Here is a 17,024-nt window from a genome sequence, read left to right on the forward strand (position 1 = left end):
ATCCGTCTCAGATGCCCCTCATCTGCGCTGTGGGAGAATCGATCCGTGCCCAGACGATCCCAGCCGCTCAGCGCGGACGCACTGCCCCCGCTCCCGGCTCAGCCCGGAGTCTCGTACATCATGCCGGTGCTCAACGAGGCCGAGCACATCTCCGCGGCGATCACGACGATCCTCGATCAGGAGTACACGGGCGACAAGGAGATCGTCGTCGCCCTAGGCCCGTCCACCGATGAGACGACGTCGATCGTCACCACGCTCGCCGGCACGGACCCCCGCATCCGGGTCGTCCACAACCCGGCCGGTGACACGCCCGCGAGCCTCAACCTCGCCGTCGGGGCCACCGCGCATCCCGTCGTCGTCCGCGTCGATGCCCACTCGGAGCTCACCGGCGACTACACCGACACCGCGATCGAGGTGCTCCGCGACACCGGAGCGGCGAACTGCGGCGGCCTCATGCTCGCCCGCGGCCGCACCCCGTTCCAGAAGGCCGTCGCGCGCGCCTACATGTCCCGGATCGGGCTCGGCGGCCCGGCGTACCACACCGGTGACCAGCCGCAGGAGTCCGAATCCGCCTACCTCGGTGTGTTCCGCCGGGAGGTGTTCGATCACCTCGGCGGCTTCGATCCCTCGCTGCGCCGCGGGCAGGACTGGGAGCTCAACCTCCGCATCCGCGAGGCCGGCGGGCTCGTGTGGTTCGACCCGCGCCTCGAGGTCACGTACTGGCCACGGACCACGTGGAAGAAGATCGCCCAGCAGTTCCACGCCACGGGGATCTGGCGGGCGGAGCTCATCCGCCGCCACGGCACCAAGAACTCGTGGCGCTACTTCGCGCCGCCCCTCCTGGTGCTCGGCGTGGCCGCCTCGGTCGTCGAGGCCCTGCTCCAGCTCTCCGGCTCGACACGGACCTGGCCGCGGTTCCTCCGCCGCTTCACCTCGCTCGTCCACGTGCCGAGCCTCGCCTACGTCGCAGGCATCGTCACCGCGGCCGGCCGGGCCGAGGACTGCGGCAGGCGGGAGCGGGCGTGGTTCGCGCTCGTTCTGCCCACGATGCATCTGAGCTGGGGCGCGGGGTTCCTGCGCGGACTGCTCGCCGGGGCGGGATCCGCAGCCGACCGCAGCCGCTGAGGGTCACGGGCGCGGTGTCCGACCCGGCGACTATCCTCGAAGGCAGGACCTGCGGCACCACCTGGGCGCGGCCCCCACGACCGCGCACCACCTCCACGGATGAAAGGCGCACGCGCACATGAGCACTCTGGTCACCGGCGGAGCCGGGTACATCGGCTCCCATGTCGTCCGCCTCCTCGAGGAGCGCGGCGAACAGGTGGTCGTCGTCGACGACCTCTCCAATGGGATTCCCGCGCGGGTGCCGAACGCCGTCCTCGTCGAGCTCGACCTGTCCGCCCCGGACGCCGAATCCCGGCTGCGCGCGGTCATGGAGGAGCACGACGTCACCTCGGTCATCCACTTCGCGGCGAAGAAGCAGGTGGGCGAATCCGTCGAGCGCCCGCTCTGGTACTACCGCAACAACGTCGACGGGCTGGCGAACCTCCTCGGCGCGATGGAAGCGACGGGAGTGGACACCATGGTGTTCTCGTCCTCCGCGGCGGTCTACGGCATGCCCGACAGCGGCCTGCTCAGCGAGAAGACCGAGTGCCGCCCCATCAATCCCTACGGCCAGACGAAGCTCGTGGGGGAGTGGATGATCGACAACGCCGCGCGCCACGGGCTCAAGGCCATCAAGCTCCGGTACTTCAACGTCGCCGGAGCGGGCTGGCCGGACCTCGCCGACACGGCGGTGATGAACCTCGTGCCGATCATCCTCGACCGGGTGGCCGCCGGGAAGGCGCCGATCGTGTTCGGCGACGACTACCCCACTCCGGACGGCACCTGCGTCCGCGACTACGTCCACGTCGCCGATCTCGCCGACGCCCACATCGCCGCCCTCGACCACCTCGGGGCCGGGGAGATCGCGGAGTCCGTGTTCAACGTCGGCACCGGGCGGGGCGCCTCGGTCCTCGAGGTCATCGATGCGATGTCGCGCGCCCTCGGCCGTCACCTCACCCCGGAGATCGCCGCTCGCCGTGCGGGCGACCCGCCGCAGCTCGTCGCCGACGTCAGCGCCATCAACGAGGTGCTCGGTTGGCGGGCGAGCTACGGGCTCGCCGACATCGCCGACTCCGCAGTGCCGGAGGGGATGCGCCCGTGAGCGCCCAGCGGAAGAGCGGCCGTCGGCGCCATCGGGACCACCCTGCCGACCCTGCTGGGCGGCAGCCGGCGGGAAGCGTCCCGGCGGATCCGCAGTCGACCGATGAGGCGGCCGGCGCTCGCCGGTTCCCCGCCCCGCTCATCGCCGGGGCGCTCGCGCTCCTCGCCGTCATCGCGCTCGTCGTCGTCAGCGTGGTCCGCCAGCCGGAGCCGCTCACCGTCGATGCGCTCGAGAGCCCGGTCGTCGGAGCTCTCGGCGCCGGCGAGGGGATCTATCCCGCGAACTCCGCCGAGGCGATCACGGAGAACGTCAAGTTCGGCTACCTGCCCGCGGTCGATATCGCCGCCCTGTCCGACGGCACGATCGTCGTCGCCGATCCGGAGACCGGTCACGAGGAGCTCGGCCTCGATCGCCCGCTCGCCGAGGTCGACGCCGCGACCTTCGCCGACGCGCGGGTCCGCCCCGCACCGCTCACCGCATTCGACGACGCCGGGAACGGCGGCGGGGCCGAGTCTGCGGAGACCACCCGTGAGGGCACGCCGATCACCTGGGAGGACGCGCTCGAGGAGTTCGGTGACGAGACGGTGCTCATGCCCGAGATCGTCGTCGCCGACCACGTTCCCGCTGTCCTCGACCCCGTGCAGGAGGCAGGCCGGACGGACGGGGTGATCGTGCGGTCCTCCGACCTCGGCGTCCTCGAGGCCGCCGTCGGCCGCGATGCCACCGCTCTCTACTCGGGCGACCCGTCCGGGACCTCGCCCGAGGAGCTGCTCGCCGCCGGAATCACCATGGCCGCGCTGCCCGCGGACGATCCTGCGCTCGACGACTGGCTCGGCTCCGATGTTCGCGTCTGGGTGACCGGCGTGGAATCCGAGGACGCCCTCGCGGACCTCGCGGAGCGCGGCGCCTTCGGAGCGCTGGCCGCGAACCCGTTCGCTATCCAGCCCTCGAACGTGCGGACCGACTGACCACCCGAACCCCGACCGGCGGGGATGCCGCAGCCGCTCGCTGCGGCCACCCGTCGCACACCCACAGGAGGACACCATGAACCAGCCCATCGGGAACCCCGTGAACATCGGAGGCCTCGACGCCTCACAGCTCGGCCCCCAGCCCACCCACCTGCCGAACGACCACCCCGACGTCGAGGCGAAGAGCCGGATGGATGCCGGCGAGGAGCCGATCGACGTCGCCCACGACCTGCCCGCGAGCTCGCTCGCGTGGGCACTGCTCGCCGACGAGGCGTTCAGCGAGGGGCGGAAGGTCGATTCCTACGCCTATGCCCGGGTGGGCTACCACCGCGGCCTCGACGCGCTGCGGCAGGCCGGCTGGCGCGGGGCGGGACCGATCCCGTACGCGCACGAGGTCAACCGCGGATTCCTCCGCGCGCTCTACGCGCTCGGCCGGGCCGCGGCGTCCATCGGCGAGGCGGACGAGGCCGCGCGGGTGGAGAAGTTCCTCCGCGAATCCGATCCCGAGGCGATCGACCGCATCGCCGCCGAACCGATCTGATTCGGAGCTGAATCCAGGCGGCTGCCCGCTGTGGGTGTACCTGTGCGCCCGCGGCCTCCGCGCGGTCCTCCCGCGCGACCGCGCGGGCACGGCGGCGGGCGACGGCAGGAGCGGCCCGGACCGCCGGTAGACTGTCGTGGTCAGGCCTGCGTGCAGGCTGCCCGCAACTTCCAAGGTGATGAGAGCTCATGCCAGCAATCGTGGTCGTCGGCGCCCAGTGGGGCGATGAAGGCAAAGGCAAGACCACCGACATCCTCGGCACCCGCGTCGACTATGTGGTCAAGCCCAACGGCGGCAACAACGCCGGGCACACGGTCGTCGTCGCCGGGGAGAAGTACGAGCTCAAGCTTTTGCCGGCGGGCATCCTCTCGCCGTCGGTGACGCCGGTCATCGGCAACGGCGTCGTCGTCAACCTCGAGGCGCTGTTCGAGGAGATCGAGATGCTCGAATCCCGCGGCGCGGACACCTCGAAGCTGCGGATCTCCGCCAACGCCCACCTCGTCGCCCCGTACCACCAGGTGCTCGACAAGGTCTCCGAGAGGTTCCTCGGCAAGCGCGCGATCGGCACCACCGGCCGCGGCATCGGCCCCACGTACTCGGACAAGGCCGGCCGACTGGGCATCCGGGTGCAGGACATCTTCGACGAGTCGATCCTCCGGCAGAAGGTCGAGGGAGCGCTGCGGCAGAAGAACGAGCTCCTCCTCAAGGTCTACAACCGCCGCGCGGTCGAGGTCGACGAGATCGTCGAGTACTTCCTCGAGTACGTCGACCGGCTGCGGCCGATGGTGACCGACACCTCCCTGCTGCTCAACAAGGCGCTCGACGCCGGCGAGGTCGTCGTCATGGAGGGCGGACAGGCCACCATGCTCGACGTCGACCACGGCACCTACCCCTTCGTCACCTCGTCGAACCCGACAGCCGGCGGCGCGGTCGTCGGCTCGGGCATCGGCCCCACCCGGATCTCCCGGGTCGTCGGGATCGTCAAGGCCTACACCACGCGCGTGGGCTCCGGACCGTTCCCCACCGAGCTGTTCGACGACATGGGCGTCCACCTGCAGAAGACCGGCGGCGAGTTCGGCGTCAACACCGGGCGCGCCCGGCGCTGCGGCTGGTACGACGCGGTCATCGCCCGCTACGCCAGCCGGGTCAACGGCTTCACCGACTACGTGCTCACCAAGCTCGACGTCCTCACCGGCATCGAGCAGATCCCGGTGTGCGTGGCCTATGACGTCGACGGCGTGCGCCACGACGAGATGCCGGTGAGCCAGAGCGACTTCCACCACGCGAAGCCGATCCTCGAGCACTTCGACGGCTGGACCGAGGACATCACCGGTGCCCGGACCTTCGAGGACCTGCCGGTCAACGCGCAGAAGTACGTCCTCGCGCTCGAGGAGATGTCCGGCTGCCGGATGTCGGTCATCGGCGTCGGACCGGACCGCGAGCAGTCGATCGTCCGCCACGACCTCCTCGACTGAGAGCCGGTTCACCCCCTCCCACCCTCCTGGACGCCCCACCGTCGAGTGGTCATGTTCGGTCGAATACTCGCGAGTATTCGACCGAACATGACCACTCGACGGCTTCGTCTCCCCGGTTCGACGGCTTCGTCTCCCCGGTTCGACGGCTTCGTCTCCCCGGCGCCGCTCGGTGGCCCTTTCATGCGGAGTTCGGACATTTGCGGAGATACCCGCCGGTACATATGATGTAGGCCACATTTGAATGATGACCATCGACAGTCGGGCACCCCGTCACGTCGGCCCGGTGGGAGGAGGCGAGCATGGCAGAGGTGCGGACCGCCTGCAGCACCACGGCCGCCCACCGCCTCATCGGACGCGACGCACTCGTCGCCGAGGCGCGGGCCGCGCTCGCCGACGACTCGCTCGCCGGGGTCTTCGTCACCGGGGCCGAGGGGGCGGGCAAGTCGAGTCTCATCGAAGCCGTGCTCGACCCGGAGTACCAGGTCGAGATCGATCCGACCGCAGTCGACGGCGATGATGAGCCGCCCGGTGCACCCGCCGTCGAGATCGTCCGGGTGGCCGGCAGCTCGATGCAGTCCGATCGTCCCTACGGGGTCCTCCGCCTCCTGCTCGCCGGCGCCTGCGAGATGGCGCTCGCGGGTGATGCCGCAGCCGTCATCGTCGCCCTGCGTGACCGGCTGCGCGCTCCCGGCGGTGCGCGCCGACTCCGCCCGGTCGTCGCGGTCGACAATGCTCACCTCGTCGATGCGCACTCGCTCTCCGCGCTCACCCAGCTCGTGATCCACGGGCACATCCGTCTCGTCATCGCTTCCGAGACCGCCGCCCCGCCGATCGATCTCGTCACCCGTCTGTGCGCCGCCGGCCGGCTCCACCGCATCGCCGTCACGGGGCTCACCCCCGACCAGACCAGGGAGCTGCTCGAACAGCGGCTCGGCGGTGCGGTGGCGTGCGGCTCCGTCGAAGAGGTCCACGAGTGCACGGAAGGCAACCCCCGGCTCGTCCTCGCTGCGCTCCACGGGCACCGTGCCCGGCGGTCGATCGCCATCGACCACGGAGTGTTCACCTTCACCGACCGCACCGACCTCTCGACCCTCGGCCGCGATCACGTCGAGCAGCGGCTCGCCCGCGTCGCTCCGGACCTCCACCGCGTCCTGCGGATCGTCTGCCTCGCTCATGCCGTCCCCACCTCGCTCCTCGAGCGCCTCGTCCCGTGCAGCGACATCGATGCCCTCGTCGAATCCGGGCTGCTCACCGCCGACCAGTCCTTCGACCCGGTGCTCACCGCGCGGGACCGGGTGATGAGCCGTGTCGTGTCAGCGGTCGATCCCCCGGCGCAGTGCCGGGTGCTGTGGGAGGAGTGCTCGGAACGTCTTCCCTGGGGCGAGCTCGCGGGGGAGACTCTGCTCGGTTTCGCCGAATGGGCCGTGCGGGTGGGCGGCGAGGTCGATCCCTCGGTGCTCGCCCGGGCCGCCGCGGTGGCCGGCGACCTGGGACGCTGGACCACCGTGCTCGATCTCGCAGCGAATCCTCCGCCGAACGGTCTCGTCCACCCCGGACTGCTCATCGAGCACGCGCGTGCCCGGGTCGAGCTCGGCGATCGCGCGACGGCGCGCGAGCTCACCGCCCAGGCCGAGGCGATCCTCCTCGCGACTGCCGACGGGGACCACGCGGACCGCGCCGACGGGGACCACGCGGATGCCGTCGATCCGATACCGGACGATCGCGCCGCAGGGCACCCCGCAGCCGGGTCGCCGGACGACGTCCTCGGCCTGCTGCCTCGGCTGCGTGCCGTCGAGCTCGGTGCCCGCGAGGTCACCGAGACGGCGGAGCCCGCGTGGCCGAGTGCCCACCTCGACGCCGCCGTGTCCGATGCGGGAAGAACCGTCATCGAGGTCGCCCGCACGAACTGGGAGCTGCGGTGCGGGCACTTCGCCGAGTCCGCCTCCCGCGCCGACCGGGTGCTCGCATCGGACCGGCTGCCCCCGGGGATCCGGACACGCACGCACGCCCTCCGCGGGCTCGCCCTCATCACGCTGGGGAGGCTCGACGAGGGGCTGCGGGACTGCGGCCGCGCGCTGCGCGTCGCGGAGCACCCGGAGGTGTCCCCGGCCGAGAGCTACATCGCCCGCGTCCATGCCCTCGCCGCGCTGAGCTTCGCCGGGATCTGGGAGCCGACAGGACACATCCTCCGGCCCGATTCGGTGTCCCATCTCCCGGTGCTCATCGCCCGGGCCCGCTGGTCGCTCAACGCCGGTGCGACCTCCGATGCGATCGAGGCGCTGCGCTGCATGCACGCCACGATGCGCGTCTCCGACCCGCTCGGCGGGCTCGGCGCGGTGATCGCAGGCCTGCGGTACGTGCTCCGCAGTGCGGGCCTTCCGGCCGACGCCGATCGCGTCCCGTCCGCCGGCGAGCGACCGGCCGTCTCGTGGCTCCTCGACCACGAAGCGGTCCGCCTCGAGCACCTCGCGGATGCGGTGCTCGATCCGGAGGATGCACGAGTGCGGCTCCGTGAGCTCGGGCTCGCCGCCCTCCGCACGGGAGCGGCGCTGCCGGCTGCGCGGTGCTTCGTCGACGCCGCGGTCCTCGGGGACGATTCCGCGGCCGTCGAGCTCGCCGGCGTGGCCGGCGGCATCGACGCGCTCTTCGGCTACTTCGTCCAGTGCTTCGCCGCGGGTTTCGGCGACGGCGACGTCCCGCTCCTCCTCGAGGCCGCGCGGTCTGCGGCCGATCTCAACGAGGTCGGCTGGTCACGGCAGATCGCCGAGGTCGCCCTCGCGCGCGCGCTCGACTCCGGCGAGCACGATCTCGCCCGCGAATCCCGGCGAGTGCTCCGGAACAGCCGGCAGCGGCTCCTCGCCGGCTCCGCACCGAGCGCCGGACGCGCCGGCCTGAGCGACCTCGAGCGCCGGCTGGCGCGCGGTGCGGCCCGCGGCACCAGCAATGCCGAGCTCGGGCGGATGGCGCACCTGTCGCCCAAGACCGTCGAGTGGTACATGAGCCGGATCTATCGCAAGCTCCACGTCACCGATCGGAGCGCGCTCGGCGCCGCCCTCGGCATCACCGGGACGGAGGTGCGGCGATGACGGGACTCGCCGGCCGCGACGCGGAGTTCGACCTGCTCCGCGCGGCGCTCGAGACCTCTCCCGGTGGTGCCCTCGTCGAAGCGGAGAGCGGGGCCGGCAAGACCGCGCTCGTCACCGCCGTGTACGACGCGGAGGACGGTCCCAAGCACTGGATCGCCGCGGACCGCGTCCTCACCGCGCACCCCTACGGTGCGCTCGCGGCGATCCTCGACACCGCGGACCTCGCGACCGGTGACCCGTTTCCGGGGCTCGATCGGGTCTTCGACCTCGCCGGGCAGGCGCGTCCGCTCGTGGTCGTCGACAATGCATGCTTCCTCGATCCGCCTTCGGCGCAGGCGATCGGGCACTACGCCTCGATCGGGGCGATCCGCCTGCTCATCTCGTCCCGGCTGCTCCCCCCACTCGTCCCGCAGTTCGTCGAACTCGTCTACAGCCTCGAGTTCGAACGCATCCGGCTCGCTCCGCTCGACGAGAGCGCGATCCGTGGGCTCATCGAACAGCGCCTCGGAGGGACGGTGTGCGGACACGTCCTCGGTGTGCTCGCCGTCCACGCGCGCGGCAATCCGGGCTCCCTCCTCGCGCTCGTCGACGCCGCCCGGCGCAACGGACACCTCATCGAGCACGACGGGGCATGGGTCCTGCGGGGCGCCCGCCTCGCGCTCGACGTGGTTGCGGTCGAGCTGTGCGCGGACGGCTTCGAGGTCCCTGCCGGTGATCTCCGCGACGCCCTCGTGCCGGTGGCGCTCGCCGGCCGCCTGCCGGTCTCCGCACTGCTCGCCACCGGGAGGGGGGACGCGACCGACCTGCTCGTGGAGGCCGGGACGCTCACCCTCGACGCGGGGTCGGAGCCGACGGTGCACGTGACGCAGCCGCTCCTCGCCGCGATCCTGCGCGCCGGCATCTCTCCGCGTGCCCGGGCCCGACTGTTCCGGGAGTTCGCCGAGCACGTCGCGACTCCCGACCCCGCGGCGGAGTTCGCCGAGGCGTGGACCCGCTGGAGCCTCGAGAGCGGAGTGGAGTCGTCGTCCGAGCATCGTCATGAGGTCGCGCGTCAGGCCCATCGCCGCGGGCGGTTCGCGCTCGCCACCCGGCTCGTCGAATCGCTCGAGCAGAACGACGCCGATTTCGCTCTCGCGCTCGCGCATCTCTACTGCGACGGCGGGAGGCCTCTCGAAGCGGTCGACATCGTCAGGCGGCTCCGCGACGATCTCACCGACGTCGGCCGGCTCCTCCACGGTGCACTCACCGCACTCCGCGCGGAGCTCCTCCTCGGCGAGTCCGCCGTCGTCCTCGCGGAGCACCTCATCGGCTGGAGTGAGCGGATCCGATCCGCCGGGACCGGACCCTGGGCCGCCCCCGCCGCTGAGGTGATAACCGCGTTCGCGACGATGTTCGGCGAGGTGCCGGCCAAGCCCGACCTCGGCGACGCGGCCGCGGCCGGAGACCGCGCCGCGATGCCGCGCGTGCTCCGCTCCGCCCTCGACTTCATCACCGCAGTCGCCGCCGTCGGCCGCTGCGACTCCGAACAGGCGGCCGCCCTCTTCGACCGCATCGACGTCGGCGGCTGGGAGTGCTTCCGGGTTCCGGGGTTCGTCTGGACGCTCCGGGCTGAGACACTCGGGCGGCTGGGCCGCTACACCGAGCTCGACGCCGCGCTGTCGGACCGGTGGGTGGGGGACCTCGATGCGGCGGCCAACGGATCCGGAGCGCTCGACATCATCCGTGCGCGGCGCGCGCTCGCCGCCGCCGACCCGCGCGCCGCGCGCGCCGCGCTGCGCTCGGCCGTCGCCGTCCTCGAGGAGTCCGACCCGTGCCAGCTGCTCGCGGCCGCCCTCGCAGCCTCGGCATATGCGGCGGCCGTCGACGACGATCGCGACGCGGTGAAGGAATTCTCCCGCCGGTTCGAACGCTGTTCTTCCAGCGGGGCGCGCCGCCAGTGGCTGCTCGCCCGGGTCGAGCTCGACGTCGCGCTGTCGATGGCCGAGGTCGCCCCGGTCGACGCCGGCGAGCTGCTCGCCCTCGCCGACGTCGCGCTGCTCTCCGGCAGCCGTGACATCGAGTGCCGGATCCTCCTGCTCGCCGCCGGCTGCGGCGCGCTCGAGGACACGGCGCGGATGCGCGCGTTCGCCGGAGCCACCGATCCCGCCGCGGTCCTCCTCGCGCGGCTCGGGGAAGCGCTCGAGGAGGGGAGCCCGCAGGAGCTCGAGGACCTCGCCGGCGAGCTGTGGAACACCCATCCGCTCACCGCGATCGCATGCCGTCGGGTGGCCCGCGAGATGGATCCGCTGCCTCTCCCGAGCGATCTCTCCGACCAGGCGCTCACGGTGTCGGTGCGGGCCGACGACCGGGCGCTCGCGTGCCTGAGCCGCCGGGAGCACGAGGTGCGCGACCGCGTGCTCGCCGGGCTGTCGAACGCGGAGATCGCCGAGGAGCTGCAGCTCTCCGTGCGGACCGTCGAGGGCCATGTCTACCGGCTGCTGCGGAAGCTCGGACTCCGCAAGCGCACCGAGCTCCCCTCCGTCTCCTCCCGCGACTGAGCGGCCCCCGCGCACAGCCGAGCGGCTGCACCTCCCGCTTCCGAACGGCCCGTACGCACCCGTTCTGCGTAGTTACCTTCTCGTACCCGAACTACTCGATTCAGTAGTCCAGGACTCAAATGTCCGGTTCGCGTAGTACTGATCTGGCACGATGAATTGGTCCCAGCGCGGACAAGGCTCCCCTGTCCCCACATTCGAGCCGGAGGTTCCCCATCGCTGCTTTCGACCTCGGATACGACCCCCTCGGCACCCGCCGACCATCCCCCCGACCCGGCTCTCGGCGCCCCACGGCGCCGGTCGGCCGGGCGTCGGCGATCACCCGCACCCGTGCGGCGGTCGTCATCTCCTCCCTCTGCCTCGGGCTCGTCACCACCGTGCTCATCGCCCTGACCAGCCGCACGCCGGCGACGGTCGTGCTGTGGGGCGGCGGCTTCCTCGTACTGCTCCTCACCCTCGGCGGGACGCAGATCCGCCGCGGGATCGGCGGGGCGTTCCGGCCACCGGTCATGGCCGGTACCGTCACCGCCGCCCTCGGCTTCGCCTTCCTCGGCGTGCAGCCGCTGTCCGAGACGGTCGGATTCGCCGACATCCCCTCCCTCGTCAACGGCCTCATCCTCCTCGTGCTCGTCATCGGGCTCGCCCGGTCGGCGATCGCGATCCTCCTCAAGCCCCGCGTCGCCCTCGTCGTCGACGAGTCCGGGCCCCGCGACTCGGCGCAGTCGGCATCGCCCACGGTCGTCGTCGCGCTCGGCGCGGACCTGCGCCAGGACCCGGGAGCGGTCGCCGCCGCGGTCGTGCCTGTCGTCGAGGACAACGACATCACCCACGTCGAGATCGGCTGCGAGATCGATCCCGAGGCGGCCACCGAGCTGAGCTGGCGGCTGCGCAGGCGGCGGGTTCCCGTGGCGCTCCGGCTCGGCACGACGGCGCTGAGCGCCGGCCGGGCGCACGTGATCTCCCACCCCGGCCGGCCCGCTCTCGTCGTCGAGCCCCCGGAGCCGTCGCTCGCAGTGCGCGGCGCCAAGCGCGCCTTCGACATCGTCGTCGCCGCCGCGCTCGTCCTCGTCCTCTCCCCGGTGATGATCGCGGTGGCGCTCGCCATCGTCATCACCATGCCCGGCCCCGTGCTCTTCTTCCAGGAGCGGATCGGCAAGGACGGCGTGCCCTTCCGCATCATGAAGTTCCGCTCGATGATCGTTGATGCCGACGCCGCACTCGCCCGCCTCCTCGCCGAGCAGCAGACCGACGGCACCCCGCTGTTCAAGGTCGCGAACGACCCGCGCATCACCCGCCTCGGCGCGTTCCTCCGGCGCTACTCGCTCGATGAGCTCCCCCAGCTGTTCAACGTCCTCGGCGGCAGCATGAGTCTCGTCGGTCCGCGCCCCCAGCGGGCCGAGGAGGTCGCCCTCTACACCGGCACCGCCGACCACCGCCTGGGCGTGCTGCCCGGGATGACCGGTCTGTGGCAGGTGAGCGGCCGCTCCGACCTGTCGTGGGAGCAGGCGCAGGAGCTCGACGTCTACTACGCGCACAACTGGTCGCTCGGCTTCGACCTCGTCATCCTGTGCCGCACCTTCAACGCAGTGGTGCGTGCAGCCGGGGCGGTCTGATGGCGCGGCTCCGTGCTGTGCATCTCGTGCACAGCACCGATCTCGGGGGAGTGGAGACCGCAGCCGCGCGACTGCAGAGCGCGCTGCGGGGCGATCCCGACCTCGACTACCGGCTGTGGGCGCTCGCCGACACCGCTCCCCGCGGTGCGCGGGCCTTCGATCCCGATCTCACCGCGGGCGGGCTCGACTCGCCCCGTGCCCTCGCCCGGTGCGTCAGCGCACTCCGCACCGACCAGCCCGAGGTGCTCATCACCTCCCTGTGGCGCTCCTCGCTCGTCGGACTCGCGGCGAACCTCCCCGCCGCGCGCACCGCATGGGCGGTCTACCTCCACAACACGCGCTGGACCAACCGCCTCGACGCCCTCGTGCATCGTCTCGCCCTGCCGCGCGCGGCGGGGATCCTCGCTGACTCCGATTCCGCCCGCCGTGCTCTCGTGCCCGCGCGGCTGCAGGGCCGCACCGCCGTCGTCCGGCCGGTCGCCGCGCCGCTCGACGTACCGCACCCGGCGCCCCTGGGGTCCCCGGTGCGGCTCCTCTTCTGGGGGCGGCTCGCCCGGCAGAAGCGGCTCGACCGCACCGTCGACCTGCTCGCGCTGCTCGACGCGCGGCGTCCGGGCGGATTCGCCCTCGATCTCGTCGGCCCCGACCACGGGGAATGGGATCCGCTGCGCGAGCGCGCCCGACAGCTCGGCGTCGCCGAGCGCATCACGTGGCACGGTCCGCTCGACCGGGCGGAGCTCGCCCGCCAGGTGGGCACCGGTCATCTGTTCGTCCAGCTGAGCGACCACGAGGGGCTCGGGATGTCGGCCACCGAGGCGTCCGCGGTCGGTCTCGTGCCCGTCGTCACCCCGGTCGGCGACGTCGGGACGACGACCCGCGACGGGCACGGCGCGATCCACGTCGGGCGCGTCGCAGGGGACCGGGTGCACGTCACCGAGGCCGACCTCCACCGCGCCGCGGACCGGATCACCGACCTCGTCGACGATCCCGCGGCGTTCGGCTCCGCCCGCGCCCGGGCCCGCGCGATCCGCGTCCCCGATTTCGTCCGGGACTTCCGGAGCGCCGTGCTCGACCTCGGCGAGGCGCGGTCCGCCACCGGAGCGCACGGTCGCCGATCCCTCCGGGAGTCCTCGTGCGCGTGACCGGTTCCCAGCTCCTCGTCGTCCTCCTCGCCGGCGCTGCGCTCCTCGCGTCGCTGTTCGCCCAGGCCTTCCTGCCCGCGCGCTTCCTCCTCGACCACGGCCATATCGAGCGCGTGATCCACGATCCCGAGGTGTCGCCGGAGAACACCTCGTTCCAGGCGATCGCCGCGTTCTACCGCGCGATCGGCGTGGGGAGCGCTCCCGAGGCCGCCGCGCTGCTCGGAGTCGCGGTCCTCGTCCTCGCCCTCGCACTCGCGATCGGGTTCGAGCGCCTCGCCCACATCGGGATCGTCGACGCGCTGCTGCTCGGCGCCGCGCTCCTCGTCGGGGTCGCCTACCTCGCGCAGTACAGCAAGGAGTTCGTCACCGCTCTCGTCGTCGTCGGCCTGCTCGTGTGGGGCGGACGGCGCGGCGGGGACCTCTTCGTCGTGCTCGCCTGTCTGGGCTATGCGGCGACGATGCGTCCGTACTGGGTGCTCGTCGCGGTCCTCTACGTCGCCTGGCGGTGGGTCCTCCCGCGCCTGCGGAACCCGCTGTGGCTGCCGGTGCTCGCGCTCGCGGTGTACGTCGTCGCGCAGCCGGTGTTCGTCCTCGCCCTCGGCACCGATCTCGACGGTCAGCGCGCGTGGCTCAACGCGGAGCGGGCCGACGTCAACGTCGCCACCCTCATCACCGCGCCGCTGCCCGGCGAGGGGCCGGTGTCGGCGGTGCTCGGCACACTCCTCGTGCTCCTCCTCCTCGTGGTCCCCGTGGGGCTGCTCACGAGCGGAGCCGTCTACCACACCGCGGCCGGTCTGCTCATCCTCGGTCTCTGGGCGTGCACCTTCACGGCGATCGCCACCGGTGCCTGCCGGCGGCGCCCGCGCGAGGTGGACGCCGCCGATCCGGTGCTCCGGGCCCGTGCCGCCGCGCTGCTCCTGGCGCTGCTCGTCGTCCAGGCGATCTTCGAACCCGACTACGGCTCGTACCTCAAGCATCTCGCTCCGATGCTCCCGCTCATGGTCGTCGTCGTCGCCCGCCATCCGGCCACGGCGACGAACCGCCGGCTGCGTGCCGCCCGCGCGGCCGCCGCGCGCGGGTACGGGGCGTCGGCACCTTCTCACGCCGCCGCCGGTGATGCGCCGTCCGGGTGGCACGCGCCCGCGTCCCGGGAGGCCGCGCCATGAGGATCCTCCATGTCACCGACGCCGCCTCGGCCGGGGTGCTCACCGCCGTGACCACGCTCGCCCGGGCGCAGGCCGCGCATCCGGACATCGAGCGCGTCGTCCTCGGCTACGTGCCCCGACCCGATTCGCCGACCCCGGCGGGCATTGCCGAGCTCACCGGCCCGGCCGTCGAGGTCCGGCGCTGGCACCGGGGCGGGCGCACCGCGATCGCGGGCCTCACCGGACGGCTGTGGAGCACCCTCGGGAGGGAGGGATTCGACATCGTCCACCTCCACTCCTCCCGTGCGGGATTCCTCGGTCGGCCGGTCGCGGCGCTGCGCGGCCACCGGGACCGCACCGTCTACAGCCCCCACTGCTTCGCGTTCGACCGGTCCGACTTCGGTGCCGGGCCGCGCGCCGTCTACCGTGCTCTCGAACGGATCGGGGCGCGCGCCGGGGACCGCCTCGTGCTCGTCTCCGAATCCGAGGCCGAGGTCGCCCGCCGGGCCATCCCCGGTGTCCGCACCGCGGTCCTCCGCAACTCCGTCGACGTCGCCGCCCTCCAGCGCACCGTCGGGCGCACGCCCGGGGAGACCGCCGAGGTTCCGGCACCCGCCGCTGACCGGAACGGAGAGGATGGTCCGCCGCTCGTCGTCCACATCGGCCGCATCCAGGGGCAGAAGCAGCCCGAGCAGTTCGCCGCGGTCGCGCGGCGGGTGCGCGCGGCGCTCGGCCCGGTCCGGTTCCGCTGGCTCGGCGACGGCGACCGCGCACGGCTGGGCGACGGGATCGAGGTCTCGGGCTGGATGCCGCACGCCGTACTCGTCGCCGAGCTCGCCCGCGCGGACGCCGTGCTCTTCACCTCCGCCGGGGAGGGGATGCCGATGTCGGTCCTCGAGGCGCAGACCCTCGGCGTGCCCGTCATCGCCTCGGACGTCACCGGCCTGCGCGACATCGTCGACGACGGCGTCACCGGACGCCTCGTCACCGGCGAGGTCGCACTGGCCGCCGCGCTCATCGAGGTCCTCTCCGACCCCGCGCTGCGCTCCCGGCTCGGCGCCGCGGCCGCCGCCCGCGCCCGTGCGGCCTTCGATGCGGCCGATCTCGCTGACCGCTCCCTGACCGCCTACCGCTCGCTCGCCGCCGGCGAAAGGACACCATGACCGTCGATCGTGCTCTCACCGTCCTCCGCGCGCACGCGCTGCACATCATCGCGTGCGTGCTCCTCGGGACCCTCATCGGACTCGGGGCGTACTTCCTGCTCCCGCGCACCTACGAATCGCAGGCGCTCCTCTGGGTCGCCTCGACGGAGGAGGAGCCGGTGCCCGGGGCCATGCCCGAGGACCGGATGGCGACCTATCTCGAGTACGCCCGGTCCGCCCGGGTGAGCGAGGACGCCGCCGAAGCGCTCGCGGACTCCGGTGCCGCGGCCGATCCCGCCGAGGACGTGGTGATCGCCAATCCGGAAGGGTCCGCGATCCTCACCGTCACCGGCAGCGCGGCGGATCCGGAGGCCGCCCGCGCCCTCACCGACGCCGTCGCGGAGGCGGCGGCCGACCGGCTCACCGCCGACGACCCGTCCGACCTCGGGACCGCGGTCGAGATCGCCCAGCAGGCGACCCTGCCGCAGGCTCCCGTCGCCCCGTTCCTCCTCACCGCGGTGCTCGCCGGCGCCCTCGGCGGTGCGGTCCTCGGTGTCCTCCTCGCCCTCGTCCTCGGGTCGCGCCGCCCCCGGCTCTACACCGCGGACTCGGTGGGCGAGCGGCTCGGCGCCCGCGTCGTCGGCAGCCTCGGCGGCGTGCCGAACCGGCGCGCGCGGCGCGACCACGGCCGGTCCGGGATCTCCGATGACCCTGTATCGGCGTTCACCGACCTCGGCCTCGCCGACCCCGCCGCCCGCGGCGAGATCGTCGCCGTCGTCGGCGCCGACGTCGGTGCCGACCCCCGGCAGGCGGCGTGGACCCTCGGCCGAGCGGCCGGCGACCTCGGGATCGGGGTGCGCGTCCTCGACGTCGGCGACCTCGTCCCGGCCTCCGCCGGGGGCCAGCGGCCGGCGGCTCTCACCGCGGATGCCGCGGGATCCGCTCTCGAGTCCGTCCGGCGGACCGGTGACCTCGCCCTCCTCGTCGTCGACGACCTCGGCGGCTCGCGGAGCGCCCCCGCGCTCCTCGCGGCGGCCGATTCCGCGGTCTGCGTGTACGGGGCCGAACCTCTCGCCTCCGCCGTCGACGCGGCACGCGAGCGGATGCGGGCCGCATCGACACCGGTGCGGGGAGCCGTGCAGTCGTCCGGGTCCGCCCGCTCCACCTCCTGA

12 protein-coding genes are annotated in these 17,024 nt (G+C 72.8%); all 12 read left to right on the forward strand.

Going from position 1 to position 17,024, the window contains the following annotated elements; all coding sequences use genetic code 11:
* Positions 1–45: 45 nt before the first annotated feature.
* The 12 genes from C1A17_RS11680 to C1A17_RS11735 all read left to right on the forward strand — a co-directional run bounded on the left by C1A17_RS11680 (position 46) and on the right by C1A17_RS11735 (position 17,024).
* On the forward strand, positions 46–1,125 hold the full coding sequence (locus C1A17_RS11680; protein WP_101653135.1) for a glycosyltransferase family 2 protein: 1,080 nt from the start codon (positions 46–48) through the stop codon (positions 1,123–1,125).
* 118 nt (positions 1,126–1,243) lie between these two features.
* A complete protein-coding gene (gene galE / locus C1A17_RS11685) occupies positions 1,244–2,206 on the forward strand; it encodes a UDP-glucose 4-epimerase GalE (protein ID WP_101653136.1) in 963 nt (320 codons plus the stop codon).
* Positions 2,203–3,174 carry a PI-PLC domain-containing protein gene (locus C1A17_RS11690; protein ID WP_101653137.1) on the forward strand — a complete coding sequence of 324 codons (972 nt, stop codon included), beginning with the start codon at positions 2,203–2,205 and terminating at the stop codon, positions 3,172–3,174. Before galE ends, C1A17_RS11690 begins: the two co-directional genes overlap by 4 nt.
* A 76-nt stretch (positions 3,175–3,250) precedes the next feature.
* The gene (locus tag C1A17_RS11695; protein WP_101653138.1) at positions 3,251–3,715 is read left to right on the forward strand and encodes a DUF3151 domain-containing protein; all 465 of its coding nucleotides are present in this window, start codon (positions 3,251–3,253) and stop codon (positions 3,713–3,715) included.
* Between the two features lie 188 nt (positions 3,716–3,903).
* Entirely contained in the window at positions 3,904–5,190 is a 1,287-nt protein-coding gene (locus tag C1A17_RS11700; protein ID WP_101653139.1) for an adenylosuccinate synthase, read from the forward strand.
* 299 nt (positions 5,191–5,489) lie between these two features.
* Complete coding sequence (locus C1A17_RS11705; RefSeq protein WP_101653140.1) at positions 5,490–8,276, forward strand: helix-turn-helix transcriptional regulator; 2,787 nt, start codon at positions 5,490–5,492, stop codon at positions 8,274–8,276.
* Positions 8,273–10,813: a LuxR C-terminal-related transcriptional regulator gene (locus C1A17_RS11710; RefSeq protein WP_101653141.1), complete on the forward strand. Its 2,541-nt coding sequence runs from the start codon at positions 8,273–8,275 to the stop codon at positions 10,811–10,813. Before C1A17_RS11705 ends, C1A17_RS11710 begins: the two co-directional genes overlap by 4 nt.
* Positions 10,814–11,187: 374 nt before the next feature.
* Positions 11,188–12,423 carry a sugar transferase gene (locus C1A17_RS11715; protein ID WP_245873730.1) on the forward strand — a complete coding sequence of 412 codons (1,236 nt, stop codon included), beginning with the start codon at positions 11,188–11,190 and terminating at the stop codon, positions 12,421–12,423.
* Between the two features lie 26 nt (positions 12,424–12,449).
* Positions 12,450–13,565 carry a glycosyltransferase gene (locus C1A17_RS11720; protein ID WP_180953320.1) on the forward strand — a complete coding sequence of 372 codons (1,116 nt, stop codon included), beginning with the start codon at positions 12,450–12,452 and terminating at the stop codon, positions 13,563–13,565.
* Positions 13,562–14,731: a hypothetical protein gene (locus C1A17_RS11725; RefSeq protein WP_146000629.1), complete on the forward strand. Its 1,170-nt coding sequence runs from the start codon at positions 13,562–13,564 to the stop codon at positions 14,729–14,731. Before C1A17_RS11720 ends, C1A17_RS11725 begins: the two co-directional genes overlap by 4 nt.
* Positions 14,728–15,873 carry a glycosyltransferase gene (locus C1A17_RS11730; protein ID WP_146000630.1) on the forward strand — a complete coding sequence of 382 codons (1,146 nt, stop codon included), beginning with the start codon at positions 14,728–14,730 and terminating at the stop codon, positions 15,871–15,873. Before C1A17_RS11725 ends, C1A17_RS11730 begins: the two co-directional genes overlap by 4 nt.
* A complete protein-coding gene (locus C1A17_RS11735; protein WP_101653145.1) occupies positions 15,870–17,024 on the forward strand; it encodes a Wzz/FepE/Etk N-terminal domain-containing protein in 1,155 nt (384 codons plus the stop codon). The genes C1A17_RS11730 and C1A17_RS11735 overlap by 4 nt, the downstream gene beginning before the upstream one ends.

It is taken from the genome of Brevibacterium ihuae (assembly GCF_900184225.1).
Taxonomy (GTDB): Bacteria; Actinomycetota; Actinomycetes; order Actinomycetales; family Brevibacteriaceae; genus Brevibacterium; species Brevibacterium ihuae.